The sequence below is a fragment of the Acinetobacter pollinis genome (assembly GCF_015627175.1).
GTDB lineage: Bacteria > Pseudomonadota > Gammaproteobacteria > Pseudomonadales > Moraxellaceae > Acinetobacter > Acinetobacter pollinis.
In genome coordinates, this window is sequence record NZ_VTDQ01000001.1 from 130,984 (window position 1) to 149,863 (window position 18,880).

An 18,880-nucleotide genomic window follows, 5' to 3' on the forward strand; every position below is an offset into this window, starting at 1 on the left:
ACACTTTAAACCTGATCATCGCTAGTTTAATCCGATCAGAAATAAAAAAAAGCCCCTAAGAATAGATTCTTTAAGGGCTCTTCTATAAAAAACGCTAGTTACTTTACTTTCTTTTGGATTTCACGTTTTGCTTCTTCTAATGTTTTCATAAAGTTTTTATCTGCATGTAAACGCGCAACCTCTGCCGATCCTGTAATACGTCCAGCATCTACATCGCTTTGCCAATGTACACCACAGATTACACGACTTTGCCCAAACTCATAGCCACGTTTTAAAATTTCATTCTGACGCTCAGGACGAATTTCAGCCAAAATTAACGCACTAGACCAACCAATAGTTGTGTGACCCGATGGATAAGATCCATTTTTACTTAATACTGCTTCATCATTTGGTGTACATGAATGTGAACCAAAGAATACAAACGGGCGTAAACGCATGTAGTGCTCTTTTGCTGCTTTTGTTGCATAGCTACCACTGTCGGTACGTAATTTTTTTAAGATGTCATACGTAATTGGCGTATTGGTTGGTGAAATTTCTACGCCAAAGGCTTCAGAAAACGGTTTACCAATATTCGCATCGGATAAATCTGCATCATCTGCAGCTTGCTTCCAACGTTCAGTGCCTATCATACTTCGTGCTTGGTCATAAGCAGCTTTGTCACGTAAAAAATCGACACTATTGTATGAAGGTGGCGGTGGAATAATTGCTAAGCTATCTGGTGCTTGATCTGGTTGTAAAAAAGAGCTGGAAGATGTGTCTGCAAGAGCAAAAGTTGAGAAGCTCATACATGCCATAATACTACAAAGAAGTGTTTTAGTTTTCATACGTTCTTTTCTTAAAGTCGCTATTTTGTCGAACACACAATACGTGATGTTTTTGACAAAAAAATGACAAAAGTTTGATGAAAATAAAACACTTATATTCTTACTAAATCACGGAATACATGGCTTCATTCAAACTTACTGGATAGGTCTCATTAAAATGTGCACCTCGGCTTTCTAAACGTTCTAAAGCACCGTCTACCATCAGCAAAGCAACGGTAATCAACTTCTCATTAGGGTATTGCGCCTTCCAAGTATTGAGTTGTATGCGTAGCTTAAGTAACCCTGCATGATCACGCACAATACCAAAATATTGACTCATCCATGCTTGCAATGTCTGTTTTGAAAATACAATATTTTCAGGTGTCGTTTTTTCTTCAGTATATGAGCGATTTAGTATTTTTGACTGTGCTATTTTCGGATATTGCCATTGAATTTTTTCGACCATATCTTGTGCAATATTACGACCAACCACGACACACTCCAACAAAGAGTTACTGGCTAAACGGTTCGCTCCATGCAATCCAGTACATGCAACCTCGCCAACTGCATATAAGTGCTCAATATCAGTATGTCCAAAAGCATCAGTTAACACTCCCCCGCAACTATAATGAACCGTTGGTGCCACTGGAATCATTTCACGACAAATATCTAATCCTAAAGAATTACATTTTGCATAAATTGCAGGGAAATGTGTTTGAACAAACTTTGCATCTAAGTGAGTCATATCTAGAAATACAGGCTGATGATTTTGCTTCAATATTTCTTTAAAAATTGAACGGGCAACAATATCTCTTGGTGCTAGCTCTGCACGATCATCATAATCTGGCATAAAGCGATGACCATGTATGTTACGCAAAATTCCCCCTTCTCCGCGTAGTGCTTCGGAAATGAGAAAGCCACCTGCTTTTTCTAAGGCGAGTCCAGTTGGATGAAACTGAATGAATTCTAAATTTGCAACACGACATCCAGCATTCCAAGCCAATGCTAGACCATCTCCTGTTGCTGTTACCGGATTTGTCGTTCTTTCAAAGAGCTGTCCCACTCCTCCAGTTGCAAGTACGGTATATTTTGCAATGAAATTACGTTGCTCACCTTCACGTTTACATCGTAGACCATGACAATGCTTTCCATGCGTCAGCAGAGATTCAACATCGTATCCAAATAAGCAGTCAATATGTTGTTGAGCATTCAATCGTTCAATTAATGCTTGAATAATCGATTTTCCTGTATGGTCTGCTACATGTACAATGCGACGATGATCATGTCCACCTTCTTGAGTTAAATGTAACTGTTTAGTGCGATGAGATGGCTCAGTGTCAAATATAACGCCTTGCTGTTGTAACCAAGTAATTGCCTCGGGTGCTTGAGCTAAAATCTGTTGTGTATTTTCAACATGACATAACCCTGCACCTGCTGTAAGCGTATTTTTTACATGATTTTCTATCGTATCCGTTTCAGCAAGAACGGCAGCAATCCCACCTTGTGCCATATAGCTTGAACAGACATGAATATCATCTTTTAAAAATAATGCTACACGCATATTTTGCGGCAAAGACAACGCGACTGTTAAACCTGCTAACCCTGCACCAACAATAACGACATCATACTCAAAACTTTGCACCATGCTGTTGCTCCGTTAACCATACTTTAAAAGACTGCGATCCTAGATTTAAAGCGTGCTTATTTTCTTGGTTAAATTTTTGATATTTTTCAGAAAAATCCAACATTTTTAAAATTGGTTTTTCAGCCTCTATAATTAAATCTGAATCTAGCTCTATACAGTTATGCTGATATTTCAGAGCATTCAAACAACCTTCTAAACCATTCATCGCCATCCATGGACAAAATGCACATGATTTACATGTAGCGCCATTACCTGCCGTAGGTGCTGCAATAAACTGTTTATGAGGGGCTTGTTTCTGCATTTCGTGCAAAATGCCCAAATCTGTAGCAACAATAAATGTTTGATTGTCATATTGCGTTACCGCTTTTAGTAACTTACTGGTCGAACCAATGACATCTGCATGCGCTACAACTTCAGCAGGTGATTCAGGATGTACTAAGACCAGTGCATCTGAATGCTTTTGCTTTAAATGTTCAAGCTCAATACTCTTAAACTCATTATGAACAATACAAGAACCTTGCCATAACAACATATCTGCGCCTGTTTGTGCTTGGATATAACTTCCCAAATGACGGTCAGGTCCCCAAATAATTTTTTGCCCTTGTGCATGTAAATATTCTACGATTTCAATTGCAATAGAAGAGGTTACTATCCAATCTGCACGTGCCTTTACTTCTGCACTTGTATTTGCATATACAACAACCGTACGCTCAGGGTGGTCATCACAGAATTTTGAAAACTCATTGATAGGACAGCCTAAATCAAGCGAACATGTCGCGTCTAAGTCGGGCATGAGTACGGTTTTATGAGGACTTAGAATTTTAGCGGTTTCTCCCATAAACCGAACCCCTGCAACAAGTAATGTTTCAGCAGGATGCGATTTACAGAATTTTGCCATCTCTAACGAATCTCCGACCATTCCGCCTGTTTCTAAGGCCAAATCTTGAAGTTCAGGTTCGACGTAATAATGTGCAACCATTACCGCATTGCGTTCTTTTAAAAGTTGTTTAATTTCTTCAATATAAAGTCTTTGTTTTTCTTGTTCGAGGGGTTGTTGGACTTTCGCCCACGCATGTTGCAATGTACAACTATTTTGTATTTGTTGTTCTTTTGCATCAGTTAAATACGTTTGCATGAAATCCAACGATGGCTTTTCATAGGGATAATGCTCAATAGCGTTTTTCATTACATTCATCCAAATTACTTCTTCACCAATTATGCTCATAATGAGTATATAAATTCAAACTTTTTTTAATCAATTCGAGTATAATTAAGCTAAACTACTAATATATAAATATATTTATTTAATTATTGGAGATTCTTCTAATTTTTTAAGAAGTATTTAAGAAGTCATGTGTTTCCAATACAATAAACCCGATGAAATCCAATAATGCGATATAAGAGAACATAAAATATATATGGTTCAAGAAACAACCACCGAGCTTGTTGCTGTACTAATTGCGGTAACAAATTTTTCAGCACGTGTTCTAACGATTCATGAAGGTGATTTACTCCCCTTTGGACCTCTCACACCTATTCACCACTCGTTACAAGCAGGTGCTCGCACATGGGTGCAACAGCAAACAAGACAACCTCTTGGCTATATGGAACAATTGTACACTTTCGTAGATGTTAAACGCTCACAAATTACTGGCTATCCAGTCGTATATGTCAGTTACTTGGGGCTAGTAAAAGAAGCCGATGAAGAAAAGCTCGCATTAGATGCAAAATGGCATGACTGGTATGATTATTTCCCTTGGGAAGATACAAGGAGGAAAAATCATACGAATAATATTGATTGTATTATCAATCATATACAAAATTGGATAGATTCATCTTCAAATACTGAAATACATAGACAACGTACACAACGACTGAATTTATGCTGGGGATTAGATGAACATGAGTGGCAAGAAGAACATGTTCTTTTACGCTATGAGCTGATGTATGAAGCAGGACTCATTGCTGAATCTCCTTATTTCAACCACCAGTTAAGTAAAGAAATTACAGGTCAACCCATGCAGAATCATCATCGTCGTGTACTGGCTACAGCCATGACAAGGCTACGTGCAAAGCTGAAATATCGCCCTGTTATTTTTGATTTAATGCCATCAGAATTTACATTATTACAGTTACAGAAAAGTTTAGAAGCTTTCACAGGTGTTGAACTTCATAAACAAAATTTTCGACGCTTCATACACAATCAAAACTTAATTGAAGCCACAGGTAAAGAAGCAATTGTAGAACGAGGTCGTCCTGCACAGCTTTATCGATTTAAAAAGAATGTACTTCAAGAAAGTTTACTTTCTGGATATAAACTTCCTATCGCAAATAATTAAAAAGATTGCATCCTTGTAAATTTCCAACATATACTCTATATGAGCATATATTGGAGATTTACTATGCATTACGCATTGCCAGACGTTATTTTGCAACCACTGATAGAAAAAGCTTTAACAGAAGATTTAGGAAGACGTGGCGATGTAACCTCTGCAGCAGTAATTTCTGCTCAAAAAGAAGCTCAATTACACATTGTAGCGCGCGAGTCAGGTGTTTTATGTGGCATAGACTTAGCCAGACTCACTTTCAAAACAATGGATTCTAATATTCGATTTACTGCACACATCGAAGATGGAGCACCCCTTACCCCTAATACAATAATTGCATCTATTGAAGGTAATGCACATGCAATATTAAGTGCTGAACGTACAGCGCTTAACTTTCTTACACACCTTAGTGGTATTGCAACGACTACCCACGAAATTCAAAGCTCTATTGCACATACTTCAACTCGCCTCACCTGTACACGTAAAACAATTCCAGGTTTAAGAGACGTCCAAAAATATGCTGTACGCACAGGAGGGGGACGCAATCATCGTATGGGATTAGATGATGCAATTTTAATTAAAGATAATCATATTGCGCTTTCTGATGGGGATATTATTTCGACAATTCAAAAAGCAAAAGCATATGCAGGACACCTCACCCCTGTAGAAGTTGAAGTAGATACACTAGAACAACTTGAATTAGTATTAAAAGAAGGTGTGTCTTTAGTATTATTAGATAATATGGCACCTGACATACTTAAAAAAGCAGTTTTAATGTGTAAGGGGAAAGCCGCAACAGAAGCATCTGGTGGTATTACGCCCCAAACTGCTAAAGATGTTGCAGAAACAGGGGTCGATTTTATGGCGTTAGGCTACCTCACACATAGTGCCCGATATTTAGATATTGGTTTAGATTACTTGTAATAGCAGCCTCAAGGTTGTAATAAAATTTACAACCTTGTATTTAAAATTTGTATAAAAACACCTCATAATAGCCTCTATATTTATTAAAAAAAGGCTATGCCAATGTTTTTCAAACTTATACCCTTTTTAAAGTATTTTTACCTTTTTATTATTATTGTATTTAGTATAAATCTAAGTTATGCAAATAACGTAATTTTCTCAAAAGAAGATACAAAAGAGTGGGTTGGAAAATCTGCTCCAAGATTCCAACTACAAGACCAATACGGAAAATGGCATACACTCGAGCAATATACGGGTAAATGGCTGGTGTTATATTTTTACCCTAAAGATAATTCACCAGGATGTACAGAGGAAGCAAATCAGTTTAAAGAGCTTTATCCAGAATTTTTAAAAAATAATGCAATTGTTCTTGGTGTCAGCTTGGACTCATTAGCATCACATGAAAAATTCTCAAACAAACTTGGATTACCCTTTCCTATTCTCGCAGATCATCAGAATAAATTGACATCTGCATTGGGTATTGTACGTAACCTAGGTATTACAAAAGTTGCAAAACGAGAAACCTTTTTAATTGATCCTCAAGGAAATATTGTTTACCACTACCAAAGCGTAAATACAGAAACCCATGCTAAACAAGTTCTAGCAGATGTAATAGCACATCAACATTCACGCCATTAAGCACAAAATGGGATACATGTTTCTAAGTCGGTACATGGCAAGGCAAGTTTCTTTTTTAAGAAATAGTCTTGCACCATTTGTGCTTGTTGTTCTATACCATATTCACAAAATGTCTTATCACACTTCAATTGATAATGATAACGCCTGTTAAACATTGCTCCCAGTACAACATTTATTCCTTGCTGTAACTGCCAAACATGAACCATTTCATGAATAAACCAAGACTGCCTGTAAATATCTAATGTTGAAAAATCGTCAACCCAATTTACAGGATTAAAATAAACTTTACCATTTGGACTCATTGCATAGTTTTTCATAATGGCTTTATGTGCAATAATCTCTACATTCTCTAAAACAATATGGTGCTTAAAAACAGATTGGATTAATTGTTTTTCACCATAAGTTAATGAGCGTTGCTGTACAATAAAAATTTGATTTAGCCTTTGCCAAATAGACGTAAACATGGTGAAGCACCTATAGATAAAAATTGTGCAAACTTATTGGTTATCTGTAACTTTTTTTGAAGAAATACAGATTTTTTTAATTTTTAAAGCTTAATATTCGTGTAGTTTCGTATATAGTAGCATCTACCGAATTATTCCCTTATATCAATGTGTAACTGACAATGAGCTGAATAATTAAATCCAAAAAATCAGTCCATTGTTACCCCTATAGGAATAGGATTTTGTTTAAATGAAAAATTTTAAAATTGCGCTTGCTCAGTTTTCTCCACATGTCGGCAATCTTGAAAGTAATACCCAAAAAATGATTGAGCAAATAAGCAAAGCAAAACAAGAGCATGCTGACCTCATTATTTTTCCAGAGCTTAGTCTGATTGGTTATTCAGCAGAAGACTTATTACTACGTCCTAGCCTAAAAAAAAGAACCCAACAAGCATTTGAAAAATTAAGTCAAATCAAAGATATCATCGTCGTTTTTGGCTTTGCTCATCAAACAGAAGATGGTCAAAGATTTAACTCTGCTGCTGTGATGAAAGATGGTCAAGTTTTAGGTGTATATAATAAACAAAACTTACCTAATTATGGTGTATTTGACGAACAGCGCTATTTTAATGCAGGAAATCAACACCTTGTATTTGAATACTGTGAACATCGTTTTGGTGTACTTATCTGTGAAGATATTTGGAATTTAAATACGGTTCAGCAACTATCAAAATTGAATGTAGATAGTGTTTTTGTATTAAATGCTTCACCTTATGAAGTAGGCAAGCCACAACATCGTGTAAAAACACTACAAGAAGTTGCGAAACAATTAAACATCAATATTATTTATAACAATCAAGTGGGCGGACAAGATGATCTCATCTTTGATGGCTCAGGATTTGTGATTAATAAAAATGGAGATGTTGCCTTACAAGCAGAAACCTATCAAGAAAAGCTGTATTACACTGTTTATAATGCACAAAGTGCAATTTTCGAGAGTTCAGAACAACATGCACCTCTTGAAACAATGGCAGAGATTTATCAAGGTTTAGTTTTAGCAACACGTGATTATGTACAGCGCTCAGGATTTCCCGGGGTTATCTTAGGCCTTTCAGGTGGTATTGATTCCGCACTTACATTGGCAATTGCTGTAGATGCCATCGGCGCAGATAAAGTACAAGCTGTAATGATGCCTTATACGTACACTGCAAAAATAAGCGTGGAAGACGCTGCCGCTCAAGCACAGAATCTAGGCGTTGCTTTTGGAATTGCAGAAATTAATCAAATCGTGAATAGCTACCAGCAAACACTTTTCCCATTTTTTGGCAATGCAAAAGCAGATGCAACCGAAGAAAATTTACAAGCACGTGCACGTGGTACGTTACTCATGGGACTATCAAACAAATTTGGTAATCTTGTTTTGTCTACAGGTAACAAATCTGAACTTGCAGTTGGTTATTGCACACTCTATGGCGACATGGTTGGTGGTTTTGCAGTACTTAAAGACGTTTATAAAACTATTGTTTTTGAGCTTGCAAAATATCGTAACAGTATATCAGAGAAACCAGTTATTCCTGAACGTGTGATTACTCGTCCACCTTCTGCAGAATTACGTGCAGATCAAAAAGATCAAGATTCATTACCAAGTTACGATGTATTAGACAGTATTTTATATGCCTATATCGAAGAAGATCAAAGCCAAACCGATATTATTGCACGTGGTTTTGATAAGAATATTGTTGAAAAAGTCATCAAGCTTGTAGACAACAATGAGTACAAACGCCGTCAAGGTGTCATTGGGCCACGTATTAGCTCAAAAGCATTTGGCCGGGAAAGACGTTATCCAATCGTCAACGGTTGGAAAGCTGGTATCTAGTACACATAAAAGCCTAACTAAGAGTTAGGCTTTTTTATTTAAATATAATAAATATATTTTAGGAACCGAGATTGTTAACGTAATCATAATACAACCTAATATTTGATAAACCGTTATTTTTTGTGATAAAAATATATGTGATAAGAAATAAGCGGATGGAATTTCTAAAGTAATAAGCGCACCAGCTAAATTCATTGAAATATGCTTTAGTCCTAGTGAAAGTAAGGTGAGAGGTAAAATTGTTGAAAACAATGCGTATAAGATTGACCAATATGTACGTTCGTCAAAAAAACTGACAATACTTTGATCTTTAAATAAGAATAGGGAAAAAATAAAAGCACCTAAACTCATTATTGCAGATTTTTCTAAAATATTTTTTTCACATGCTAAATAAGACGAGCATAAAATCATCAGGCTATAACTCATAGCTGCACCTACCCCCCAAACAACACCCAAAAGAGAAATATTTGTATTCTGACCAACTAGAGAAACAAATACGCCCAATATAATAAGAAGCATAGATAGAATATCTTTCTTTACTATCTTATTCTTTCCTATAAAAGCAGAAAATACTGGTGTGATCCATGAAGATTGCATTAGTAATAAGGTTGCCATAGGCACACCTACACACCTTAAAGATGAATAAAAACAATACGTAATCGATATAGTGAAACCGCCTAAACCTAAAAATATAAGAGTTTCTTTTTTACTAAGTAATCCTTTATTTTTATTAGAAAATATATATAAGCTATATAAAAAAATAAAATAAAACAAATACATACCAACAATAATTCTTTGAATAGGATAGCCATGATATGTTGCCATTTCTAATACTATACCAACCATTGCATAAGATATTGCACCTAAAATCACAAATAATGGTGCTAATTTCTTCATAATTTACTCCTTTTGCTTTATTATTAATCTACTAAGTCCAGCCTTGATTATAATTAATTGTTCTAATTTTTTTAATACTGTCTTATTTTCACACAAACATTTTATCTTTGTACGCTATAGCTTACAAATATTTTTTTTTACTAACAAAATTAATAATATAGAAAATGAATATCTTAGCTATACACGCTACTATACACTTAACCATTCTTTCGTTCAGGATGCTAATGACAACGTTACTACTACTTACTTTAAAGTCTAAAATAGATTTTCATACTTTATATTTAGAACAAGTAAAAGATGTCATTATGATTAATCAAGAAAGGTATATCCATAATCTTTGGATCAATTCTAAAGATTCAACGATATTAGACTCGGCAATGTATTCTATTTTTGAAAATGCAAAAAAAAACGATAAAATTTTAATTAATACTATTGAATACTATGTCCATGAAGTTACTACACTTATTTTAAGATACGAGTAAAAATTACATAAAAAAAATCCCCAATATAATATTGGGGATTTTTTAAATATATACCTCTGGAGGAATATGGATATATATTTTTTAGTATATGGTGGCTATGACTGGACTTGAACCTGTGACCCCAGCATTATGAGTGCTGTGCTCTAACCAACTGAGCTACATAGCCATATTTTGTGTGTGCATTATCTATATTTATTCGTTTTACGTCAACACCCTATTGCACCAAATGTTCATCAAACAAACAAAGATAGAAATTAAATGGCACAAGCTTAAGGTTTTGTTTGTATTTCACCCATTTTTTCACTATCCCAATAGGTAAATAGGGTTTGAGAGAAATGCTCAATATCTTGAATACGTATCTTAGCGTGACCATTCGCAATAGCTTCAAATCTTAATTCGTAGAATTTTTTCATACGATCGCGTGCGTGGTTAGCATGTTCATCATATCGCTGTATAAATTCATTTACATATTCATCTTCAGAAATCTGCCAATCATTCTTTTGGTTTACATGTCTATACTGGTCTTCTCTTTCAGATAAATACATAGCCAAAGTAACGTATCCTTTGCCCTCTCCATATTGTTGGATAAAACCTGATACGTCTGTAGCCATAGGCATAGACACTGGAGTTTTAAAATTAGCACCTCCATGGAGTCTATTTTTATTTTCGTCCAATACTATGTCTTTCTGATTTACTATACCATCATGATTTTTATCAAATCCGTCAAACGTTTTTAAACCAATCTCCTGAAATTCTTTTAGCGTTAGTATTTCATCTTTATTCTGATCTAGAACATGGAAGCGAACATGAGCTTGTTTTATAGACATCTCACGATATTTTTGCATCATTTCATCCAGCTTAAACAATTCATAATCTATAAATTGTTGCTTATTTATAGATTTGTTTTCTTTGAATAAGTTTAGATATTGGTCTGTAAACTTACGAACAAATTGTTTCTTAGAAACAGTATTTGTATTATTTTCTGCAAACATTCTTACCCAGCGATTCGCTGTTACTTCTGAAGGCTCTTGAATACCTGCTGTAAAAACTTCTGGAATTATATTGGAAGGCTGTACTGCAAATACTTGTACTGAACTTGCACACAATAGAGTAAGAAAAAAATATTTCTTCATAATAGAGCTCATATATTTAATTAAAATTTAAATGCCAAACTTGCAACAACATTTCTTCCTGGTAGTGTTGCTCTATCAATTAAATTTGCACTGGTCAAAGTACCTACCGTTGCATAATCCCAATACTTTTTATCGAAGATATTATTTAAAGAAAGATTTACTGTTATAAAAGATGTAGGTTTCCAATATGCTGATAGATCATGTACAACATAACCTGCAACACGTGGATAAGTCGTACCAGAGCTAACGATACTTGCATCCTGAGAAGCTCTTTTTGAAGCTACTGCTGTACTTGTAAAGCCTAAACCATATTGTTGTTTTGGATCATCATATCCAAGCGTCAGACTAGCTTTCTTCGGTTGAATAGAATTAATGCCCGTTTTTTGACCATTACTATTTTTAGCTGAACCTTTCGTCGTCCCTGCAACAAGTGAAAGACTAAATCCTTCTGAAGAAGAAATAAATTTAGATAAATCGATATGTGCAGAAACTTCTCCACCCCAAATATTTGCACTAGCAATATTCTGAAGTTGATACGTCATCATTGTATCGCCAGAAATAGCAGTACTAAGCTGTTTGTAGTCAATAAAATTATGATACTGAGTATAAAACCCTGTGAGATCTAGTTTTATTCCTTCAAGAGGTGTCGTTTTTAATCCTAGTTCAAATGCATCACTTTCTTCTTTTTTTAACTGGCTATTCCCTATAATTGAATAACCACGACCGGGATCAAAGCTTCCTGACATTTCTGCAGCTGTAGGAATGCGATTTCCTCTATTGTATTTTAAATAACTATAATAGTTGGGTGAAAGCTGATAGCTAATGGCTATACTCGGTGCCAAATAATGATTATCTTTGGACGAAACTTGCATTTGTTTCGCTGTAGAGGTTAAAACTTCACTCGTATTTTCTGGTTTAAATGCTTCAAATTGATACCTTAATCCTGGCGTAACCCCGAAAGGTTTACCAAATACACTCCATGTCATCGCATCAGAAATATAAAAAGCGTATTTATTGGTTGTAGACTTTACCATGCGGTTTTGGGTGGTCACACTACCATCGGGATTATATTGTTGCCATGGGCGATTACTGTTTATCTGATTTAAGGTGAGTCCGTACTCTAACCGATGAATGTTTAAAGCTTTTTGAGCATTTAAATTTAACCCTAAATTATCTTCTGTATAATCATTTAAAATTGTTCGATAGCCTTGCCCTGTTTTCCCAGCATAGAACATATAAGTTTTATTATTATTTTTAGTTGCTTGATAATAGATTGTAGATTTTAATTGATCGAATAGACTCAAATTTTCTGGCGTATATAGATCATCTAAACTATAACGAATACGTTGGCCATCAACCTCTTGTGATGCACCCCTTGGGTATAAACTACTAAGTAAGTCTGTACTAATATACCTATGTGTATCCTTTTTATAAAAATCGAACATTGTACCTAATGAATGTCTCTCATTTATATTCCATAACAACTTCGCTAAAATTGCATCAGAAGACCAATCTACAGGATTTGGACGGAGCTTACTTTCGCTTTGAGTTGCATGGCCATCTCTATGAGAATATACCACTAGCCCTTTAAATCGATCACTTCCTACGGCTGTAGTAATGGAACTGAACCATGCATCATCAGCAGAGCTATATCCACCTTTTACCTCTCCTGCCAGATGTTGCCCCTTCTTTAAATAATCTTCTGGAGTTTTTGTTTTAAATTCGACTCGTCCACCAATCCCCTCACTTTTTGAGTCTACGGTTCCAGATCGAATAACAACCTGATTAAATAACTCTGGATCAATAAAGTCTCGACCCGAACTAAAACTATTTCCTTTTAAACTATCTGGCTCGGGCGTTGCACTTGCTAACTCTACGCCATCCACATCTAAACCAACCCGATTACCCTCTACACCACGAATATTATAGCCACTTGTACCCGCCCCATCCCATGCATTTCCAGAGCCATTCACGGCTTTAGGTGCACTCACTAAAGGTCGATACTTCACTATACTTGCCATATCAGTGATACCCATTCGTATTAAGTTATCATGATCAATGGTTGTAATTGATTCTGGAACCTTTTGTTGTTGTGCTGCATATACTGTAATAACAGGAAGAGATAAAGATTGCTCTGTACTTTGTGCATATGTTGATAAAGAAATACTTATCATTACAGCTGTAACACAACAGTTTAAGTATTTAAGTTTTAGTTTGTTTTCAGACGAATCACACATGCAATACTTTATTATTGATTGATAATCATTTACAAAATGATCTTAAAAAAAACTATCCGAGAGATGAATAGAATGCTTTGAGTAACTTTATGTAAAATATTTACAATTGAGAATAACAATCAATAACAAATTGGTTTTCTAGTACTATCGCTATTTTATAAAAGGATTGCTTAATGATTCATCAAAAAAAAGCTCCCATCAGGGAGCTCTTTATTACCAAATATCGCTTTTTACTTTTTTCTTTAATTCAGGATGATCATCCAGTTTAAAGATAGGGTCCTTAATACCTGCTTTTTGTTGTTTACGGTAATCTTTCAAAAGAACCATAACAAAAGGCATAAGAAGTAAAATAGCTGCGAGGTTCAATGTTGCCATAATACCCATAGATAAATCGGCCATTGCCCATACAAGAGGTACACTTGTAATTGCACCAAAATATACCATGCATAAGACTAATATACGGAAGATAAACATTACCTTACGGTTATTTTTAATAAACTGCATATTTCCTTCTGCATATGCATAGTTACCTAAGATTGCAGAATAACAGAATAAGAATAATAAGAATGCGAGTAAATCACCGCCCCAAGGCCCCAACTGACTCTCTAAAGCACGTTGTGTTAATTGAACACCAACAAAGCCTTTTTCTGTATAAGCACCAGAAATCAAAATAATCATCGCTGTACTTGTACATACAATAAAAGTATCTACAAATACACCCAACATTTGAACAAGACCTTGGTTTACTGGATGCGGAACATCAGATGCAGCAGCAGCATTAGGTGCAGAACCCATACCTGCTTCATTAGAGAACAAGCCACGCTTTACACCCTGCATTAATGCCATTGAGACCATGCTTCCAAAGAAACCGCCAGCAGCAGCATCAAACTGAAATGCTTTTGTGAAAATTAAACCAAATAAATGTGGTAATTGTTCATAGTTAATAATTGCAATATAAAAAGCAACGCCTAAATATAGACCTGCCTTTAACGGTACAAACAACTCTGAAAAGCGTGCAATACGATTAATACCACCAAAAATAGCAATACCAATAAGGAATACGAGTACAATTCCAACCCAAGATACAGGGAAGTTAAAGCTACCCATTGGAATAGAAATATTATACTTATTCCATCCCCATGCATGAGAAGATGCATCAATCATGGCATTGGCTTGTACAGAATTAAATACAAATCCGTAGGCCAAAATCATAGCCAATGCAAAGAGAATACCGAATGACTTACTTTTTAAACCATTGGTAATATAATAAGCTGGTCCACCACGGAAACGTTGATTTTTTGGATCACGTATTTTAAATAATTGTGCAAGTGTAGACTCAACGAATGCTGAACTCATACCTACCAATGCAGTAACCCACATCCAGAAAATTGCACCCGGCCCCCCAATCGCAATTGCAATTGCTACGCCACCGATGTTACCTACACCTACACGGCTTGCTAAACCTGTTACAAAAGCTTGAAAGGGAGTTAAACCATGTCGTTTATTATCTTCATTCTCACTACGACTGCTTTTCATAACCCGAATACTTTCTAAGAACATTCGGATTTGTACACCACCTGTTGCGATTGTATAAATAACACCCACAGACAGTAGGAAAATAATTAAGAAGTCCCAAAGTGGATCATTAAGGTGGTTGATCCAACCCATGAGTAAATCATTTAATTCCTGATTCATTCAGACATCCGTCCTTATATAAATATGGCTCTCGAAAGTATCCAAACGTTATAAAAGCACCAAGTTATTCGCACATTAATTATAATGATGATATTTGGTACTATTTCTTGTCTTATGCGATGACCTATTTGGGATGCAATAAACAAAAAACAAACGTAGAACTGTACTCGATGCAATAGATGTCGGTCTACTTACTATTTAGAAAGTACCCTTCAAACATTTCGCCAGAACTTAAAAGCCTGTTCTTAGATTTCGTTTCTCTGCCTATAATATCAATGGTCAAAAAACCTTATTGATATATATAAATATATAACAATTATTACGAAATCTAAGAACACCTTAAACGTAAAAAACACGCAATTATACGCATACCAGCCTTTAAACCAAATTTTTTTCTTAAATTGAAGAGAACTTTTATAGGTTAGATTAGTCTTTTTTGAACATTTACTCAGGATTTTAATGTCGATTTCAAAAAGATATTTTTTAAATTTAATTCTTAAAAACATACATTTAGAACAACAATATACAAATATCAAACAGCTTTTCTTAAAAACCTATAAATGACAAATATTGAAACAATTTTTAGTAAAGAAATTCATATATCGCGATTTATTAATACGCTATTGTTCTATAAGTGTTATATATATCACAAAACAATGAAACTAACCTAAGGTACACGGATGGATAATATACAATATATTGTTGATGAAGTTATTGGATCACGTCACTCTGTGAGAGCATTCTTACCAGATCAACCTGTTTCCAAATCAATCATTGAAAGTATTCTTGCAGTCTCCTCACGCGCTCCATCTGGCACAAATACACAACCTTGGAAAGTCTACGTCGTTAGTGGAAAAAAAAGAGATGAGATTGTTGAAAAAGTTTGTAACGCACAACTTCAAGTAAATGCAGATCCTTCATTAAAGGAGCAATATACGGAAACTTTTTCCTATTATCCTGAAAAATGGATTTCTCCTTATATCGACAGACGACGTGAAAATGGCTGGGGACTATACGGATTACTTAATATTCAACGTGGCGAAAAAGAGAAAATGGCTGCACAACAATTGCGTAACTATAAATTGTTCGATGCGCCTGTAGGTATATTTGTAACTGTGAACAAAGCAATGGGTATTGGCGCAAAAATGGATATTGCCATGATGCTACAAAATATTATGCTCAGTGCCAAAGCAAGAGGTCTAGACACCTGTCCTCAAGCTGCATGGAACCATTTTCATCAAATTGTTTTAGATAGTTTAAACGCGCCTGATGATGAAGAGCTGGTATGTACCATCGCGCTAGGATATGCAGATAAAAATGCACCCGTAAATACCTTTCATACGCCACGTGAACCAGTCGAAAACTTTACAACTTTCTTAGAATAGTCATCGAAGACCAAGATTTTTCTACAGCTTCTCATGTTTTTTAAGGCAAAATAAGGGATATTCTGGTATGAATATTCATATTTTTTAGCCCATCTCTCTATCATCTTTTCAGTTATAATAAGATGGGATTAGAAACTTAAATTTCATGAGAAGTTTTTATGAGGAATCAGGTCATTGAATATTGGGCTTAAGCGTGTTCGTCAGATTAAATATCGTGCCTCTTTACTTTATAACCTCCGAATGGCAATCGCCTTTTTGGGCACTGCATTTATTCCATACTTCTTAAATTTTCAGATTGCGACTATTCCGCTCACTTTAGGGGTTGTTGCAGCAGGTCTCAGTGATATTGACGATCGTTTTACCGTTCGAATTATGAATCTTGCTTATACCTATTTAGGCTTTTTCATTGCGGCGAGTGCGATTCAACTTCTCTTTCCCTACCCAATCATCTTCGCTATCAGTTTACTATTTGCTTGCATATGCTGGGTTTTACTTGGCTCTCTAGGTCGACGTTACGCTACGATTTCTTATGGCTGCCTTGTTGTCTCTGTATATAGTATGCTTGGTGTACACTTATTTGACACTTGGTATATACAACCTTCTTTATTGATTATTGGCGCAATTTGGTATGGTATTTTATCGACCATCAGTTACTTAATCTTTCCTATTCAACCCGTACAAGAAAAACTTGCACTCAGTTACTCCTCTCTAGGCAATTTTCTATTTGCCAAAGCAAACTTATTCGATGTCGACATGACAGATGAAAGTTATAAACAAAGCTGGATCGATCTATCGTTAGAAAACAGTAAGCTTATTCAGCTATTTAATGAAATGAAAATTTCACTGCTCACGCGCCTTAAAGGAGATCGAGGAAGAAAAAGTACACGGCGTAGCTTACAATATTATTTTGTTGCACAAGATATTCACGAAAGAGCAGATTCATCGCATATCGACTATCAAGTTTTAGTGGAATACTTTAAACATAGCGATATTATTTTTCGCTTCCAGAGGATTTTATCTCTACAGGGCAAAGCTTGCAAAGATCTCAGCGACAGCATTCGACACCGCACAAAGTATGAACATAACATTCGATTTAAACAGGCCTTCGAAAACCTTAACCTGTCATTAAAGCAATTAAGACAAGATTATCCCAACGATCCAATGTGGGTTAATGCCTTACACTCCCTTTATAAAAACCTAAAGTCTATAGATAGTCAGTTAATTAATCTCGAAACTGAACAAGCGATAAATATCGGAACAAGCCAGCAAGAGAGTCTACTTCTTAAAGATGATGATTTAAAAGGTTTTTCAGATATCGTACTACGCATTAAACAGAATTTTACACCTGAGTCTGTTTTATTTAGACATGCGATTCGCATTGGTATCGTCTTATTTTTTGCATATATTTTTATTCAAACAACGCATATTACTTATGGTTTTTGGATATTACTCACTGCATTATTTGTTAGCCAACCCAATTTTAATGCAACGAAACGACGTTTAAGACTACGAATTATTGGCACGCTAATGGGTGTGATTGTAGGTTTTGGGATTTTATATTTTATTCCTTCAACTGAAGGGCAGCTCACATTACTGGTGATTAGTGGTATCTTATTCTTCGAGCTTCGTAGTAAACAATATGCTCAAGCCACTGCATTTATTACAATTCTAGCATTAATCAATTTCAATTTAGATGGTGGCTTTGGCTATAGTGCAGCCTTACCAAGGCTATTAGATACAATGATTGGTTGTTTCTTTGCTTGGCTAGGTGTTACTTTCATTTTTCCAGATTGGAAATTTAGACGATTGCCTAGAAATATTAAAAAAGCATTCCAAGCACAGTGCGACTATTTAAATGAGGTTGTAAAGCAATACCATCATGGAAAAAGTAATAGTCTAGACTATCGTTTTACACGTCGCGCAGCACATAATAGTGATGCAGAATTGGCATCTGTTATTTCAACATTAGCCACTGAACCTTTTTATAATGCTTCGAAAAAGACACAGTCTTTTGACTTACTCTGCTTAAACCATACCTTATTAAGCTATATTGCAGCACTCGGTGCCCACCGAGAAAAAATTGAAGATCCTGATATTTTAAAATTGCTTGATCAAGCACTCAGTGATATTACAGGCGTGCTACTACATGATGAAATGCCAGACTTAACAGTAAGTAATGTTTTACAAAACATTCGAGAGCGCTTGTCCCAAGACGATGCGAATGATCAACTTGCGATTGTCATTTTACAGCAATTGTCGTTAATGTTTGGTATTCTAGGACAGTTAAGAACGCTTAAACAAAGTTTAAGTTATGAACAAGACGACTCTAGTGCGTTTGCATCTCTTTAAAAGATG

The 18,880-nt window shown here is 35.4% G+C and carries 15 protein-coding genes and 1 tRNA gene; 7 read left to right on the forward strand and 9 right to left on the reverse strand.

From position 1 onward, the window contains the following. Positions 1-98: 98 nt before the first annotated feature. The 3 genes from I2F23_RS00670 to nadA form a co-directional block, all read right to left on the reverse strand. Positions 99-824: an acid phosphatase gene (locus I2F23_RS00670; protein ID WP_195770673.1), complete on the reverse strand. Its 726-nt coding sequence runs from the start codon at positions 822-824 to the stop codon at positions 99-101. A 103-nt stretch (positions 825-927) separates the two neighbouring features. Further along, positions 928-2,448 (reverse strand): L-aspartate oxidase, encoded by a 1,521-nt coding sequence (gene nadB, locus I2F23_RS00675; protein WP_195770674.1) that lies wholly within the window; start codon positions 2,446-2,448, stop codon positions 928-930. Next, positions 2,432-3,634, reverse strand: coding sequence for a quinolinate synthase NadA (nadA, locus tag I2F23_RS00680; protein ID WP_195770675.1), 1,203 nt, complete (start codon positions 3,632-3,634; stop codon positions 2,432-2,434). The genes nadB and nadA overlap by 17 nt, the downstream gene beginning before the upstream one ends. A gap of 232 nt (positions 3,635-3,866) precedes the next feature. Between nadA and I2F23_RS00685 the strand changes: the two genes are divergently transcribed. The 3 genes from I2F23_RS00685 (at position 3,867) to I2F23_RS00695 (ending at position 6,377) form a co-directional block, all read left to right on the forward strand. Further along, a complete protein-coding gene (locus I2F23_RS00685) occupies positions 3,867-4,787 on the forward strand; it encodes an NUDIX hydrolase (RefSeq protein ID WP_195770676.1) in 921 nt (306 codons plus the stop codon). Positions 4,788-4,850: 63 nt separating this feature from the next. Next, entirely contained in the window at positions 4,851-5,699 is an 849-nt protein-coding gene (gene nadC / locus I2F23_RS00690; protein ID WP_195770677.1) for a carboxylating nicotinate-nucleotide diphosphorylase, read from the forward strand. A gap of 102 nt (positions 5,700-5,801) precedes the next feature. Beyond that, positions 5,802-6,377 (forward strand): peroxiredoxin, encoded by a 576-nt coding sequence (locus tag I2F23_RS00695; RefSeq protein ID WP_195770678.1) that lies wholly within the window; start codon positions 5,802-5,804, stop codon positions 6,375-6,377. On the opposite strand, the gene I2F23_RS00700 is transcribed toward I2F23_RS00695, so the two are convergent. Then, a complete protein-coding gene (locus tag I2F23_RS00700; RefSeq protein ID WP_195770679.1) occupies positions 6,374-6,841 on the reverse strand; it encodes a type IV secretion protein Rhs in 468 nt (155 codons plus the stop codon). The two genes, I2F23_RS00695 and I2F23_RS00700, sit on opposite strands and share 4 nt — an antisense overlap. 229 nt (positions 6,842-7,070) lie before the next feature. Here I2F23_RS00700 and I2F23_RS00705 point away from each other — a divergent pair, with 229 nt between their 5' ends. Continuing rightward, positions 7,071-8,696 carry an NAD+ synthase gene (locus I2F23_RS00705; protein WP_195770680.1) on the forward strand — a complete coding sequence of 542 codons (1,626 nt, stop codon included), beginning with the start codon at positions 7,071-7,073 and terminating at the stop codon, positions 8,694-8,696. A 24-nt stretch (positions 8,697-8,720) separates the two neighbouring features. Here I2F23_RS00705 and I2F23_RS00710 read toward each other — a convergent pair whose 3' ends face one another. Continuing rightward, the gene (locus I2F23_RS00710) at positions 8,721-9,593 is read right to left on the reverse strand and encodes a DMT family transporter (protein ID WP_195770681.1); all 873 of its coding nucleotides are present in this window, start codon (positions 9,591-9,593) and stop codon (positions 8,721-8,723) included. A 224-nt stretch (positions 9,594-9,817) separates the two neighbouring features. Between I2F23_RS00710 and I2F23_RS00715 the strand changes: the two genes are divergently transcribed. Further along, positions 9,818-10,075, forward strand: a complete 258-nt coding sequence (locus I2F23_RS00715; RefSeq protein ID WP_195770682.1) for a hypothetical protein — start codon at positions 9,818-9,820, stop codon at positions 10,073-10,075. An 89-nt stretch (positions 10,076-10,164) separates the two neighbouring features. Here I2F23_RS00715 and I2F23_RS00720 read toward each other — a convergent pair. From I2F23_RS00720 to I2F23_RS00735, 4 genes are all read right to left on the reverse strand, one after another. Further along, positions 10,165-10,241, reverse strand: a tRNA-Met gene (locus tag I2F23_RS00720). Positions 10,242-10,344: 103 nt separating this feature from the next. Beyond that, positions 10,345-11,208: a hypothetical protein gene (locus I2F23_RS00725; RefSeq protein ID WP_195770683.1), complete on the reverse strand. Its 864-nt coding sequence runs from the start codon at positions 11,206-11,208 to the stop codon at positions 10,345-10,347. Positions 11,209-11,228: 20 nt separating this feature from the next. Continuing rightward, positions 11,229-13,445, reverse strand: coding sequence for a TonB-dependent hemoglobin/transferrin/lactoferrin family receptor (locus I2F23_RS00730; protein ID WP_195770684.1), 2,217 nt, complete (start codon positions 13,443-13,445; stop codon positions 11,229-11,231). Positions 13,446-13,658: 213 nt separating this feature from the next. After that, the gene (locus I2F23_RS00735) at positions 13,659-15,140 is read right to left on the reverse strand and encodes an alanine/glycine:cation symporter family protein (RefSeq protein WP_195770685.1); all 1,482 of its coding nucleotides are present in this window, start codon (positions 15,138-15,140) and stop codon (positions 13,659-13,661) included. 680 nt (positions 15,141-15,820) lie between these two features. On the opposite strand from I2F23_RS00735, the gene I2F23_RS00740 reads away from it, so the two are divergent. Both I2F23_RS00740 and yccS read left to right on the forward strand, forming a co-directional pair. Then, entirely contained in the window at positions 15,821-16,525 is a 705-nt protein-coding gene (locus I2F23_RS00740; RefSeq protein ID WP_195770686.1) for a nitroreductase, read from the forward strand. Positions 16,526-16,699: 174 nt separating this feature from the next. Then, the gene (yccS, locus tag I2F23_RS00745; protein ID WP_195770687.1) at positions 16,700-18,874 is read left to right on the forward strand and encodes a YccS family putative transporter; all 2,175 of its coding nucleotides are present in this window, start codon (positions 16,700-16,702) and stop codon (positions 18,872-18,874) included. Positions 18,875-18,880 lie beyond the last annotated feature (6 nt).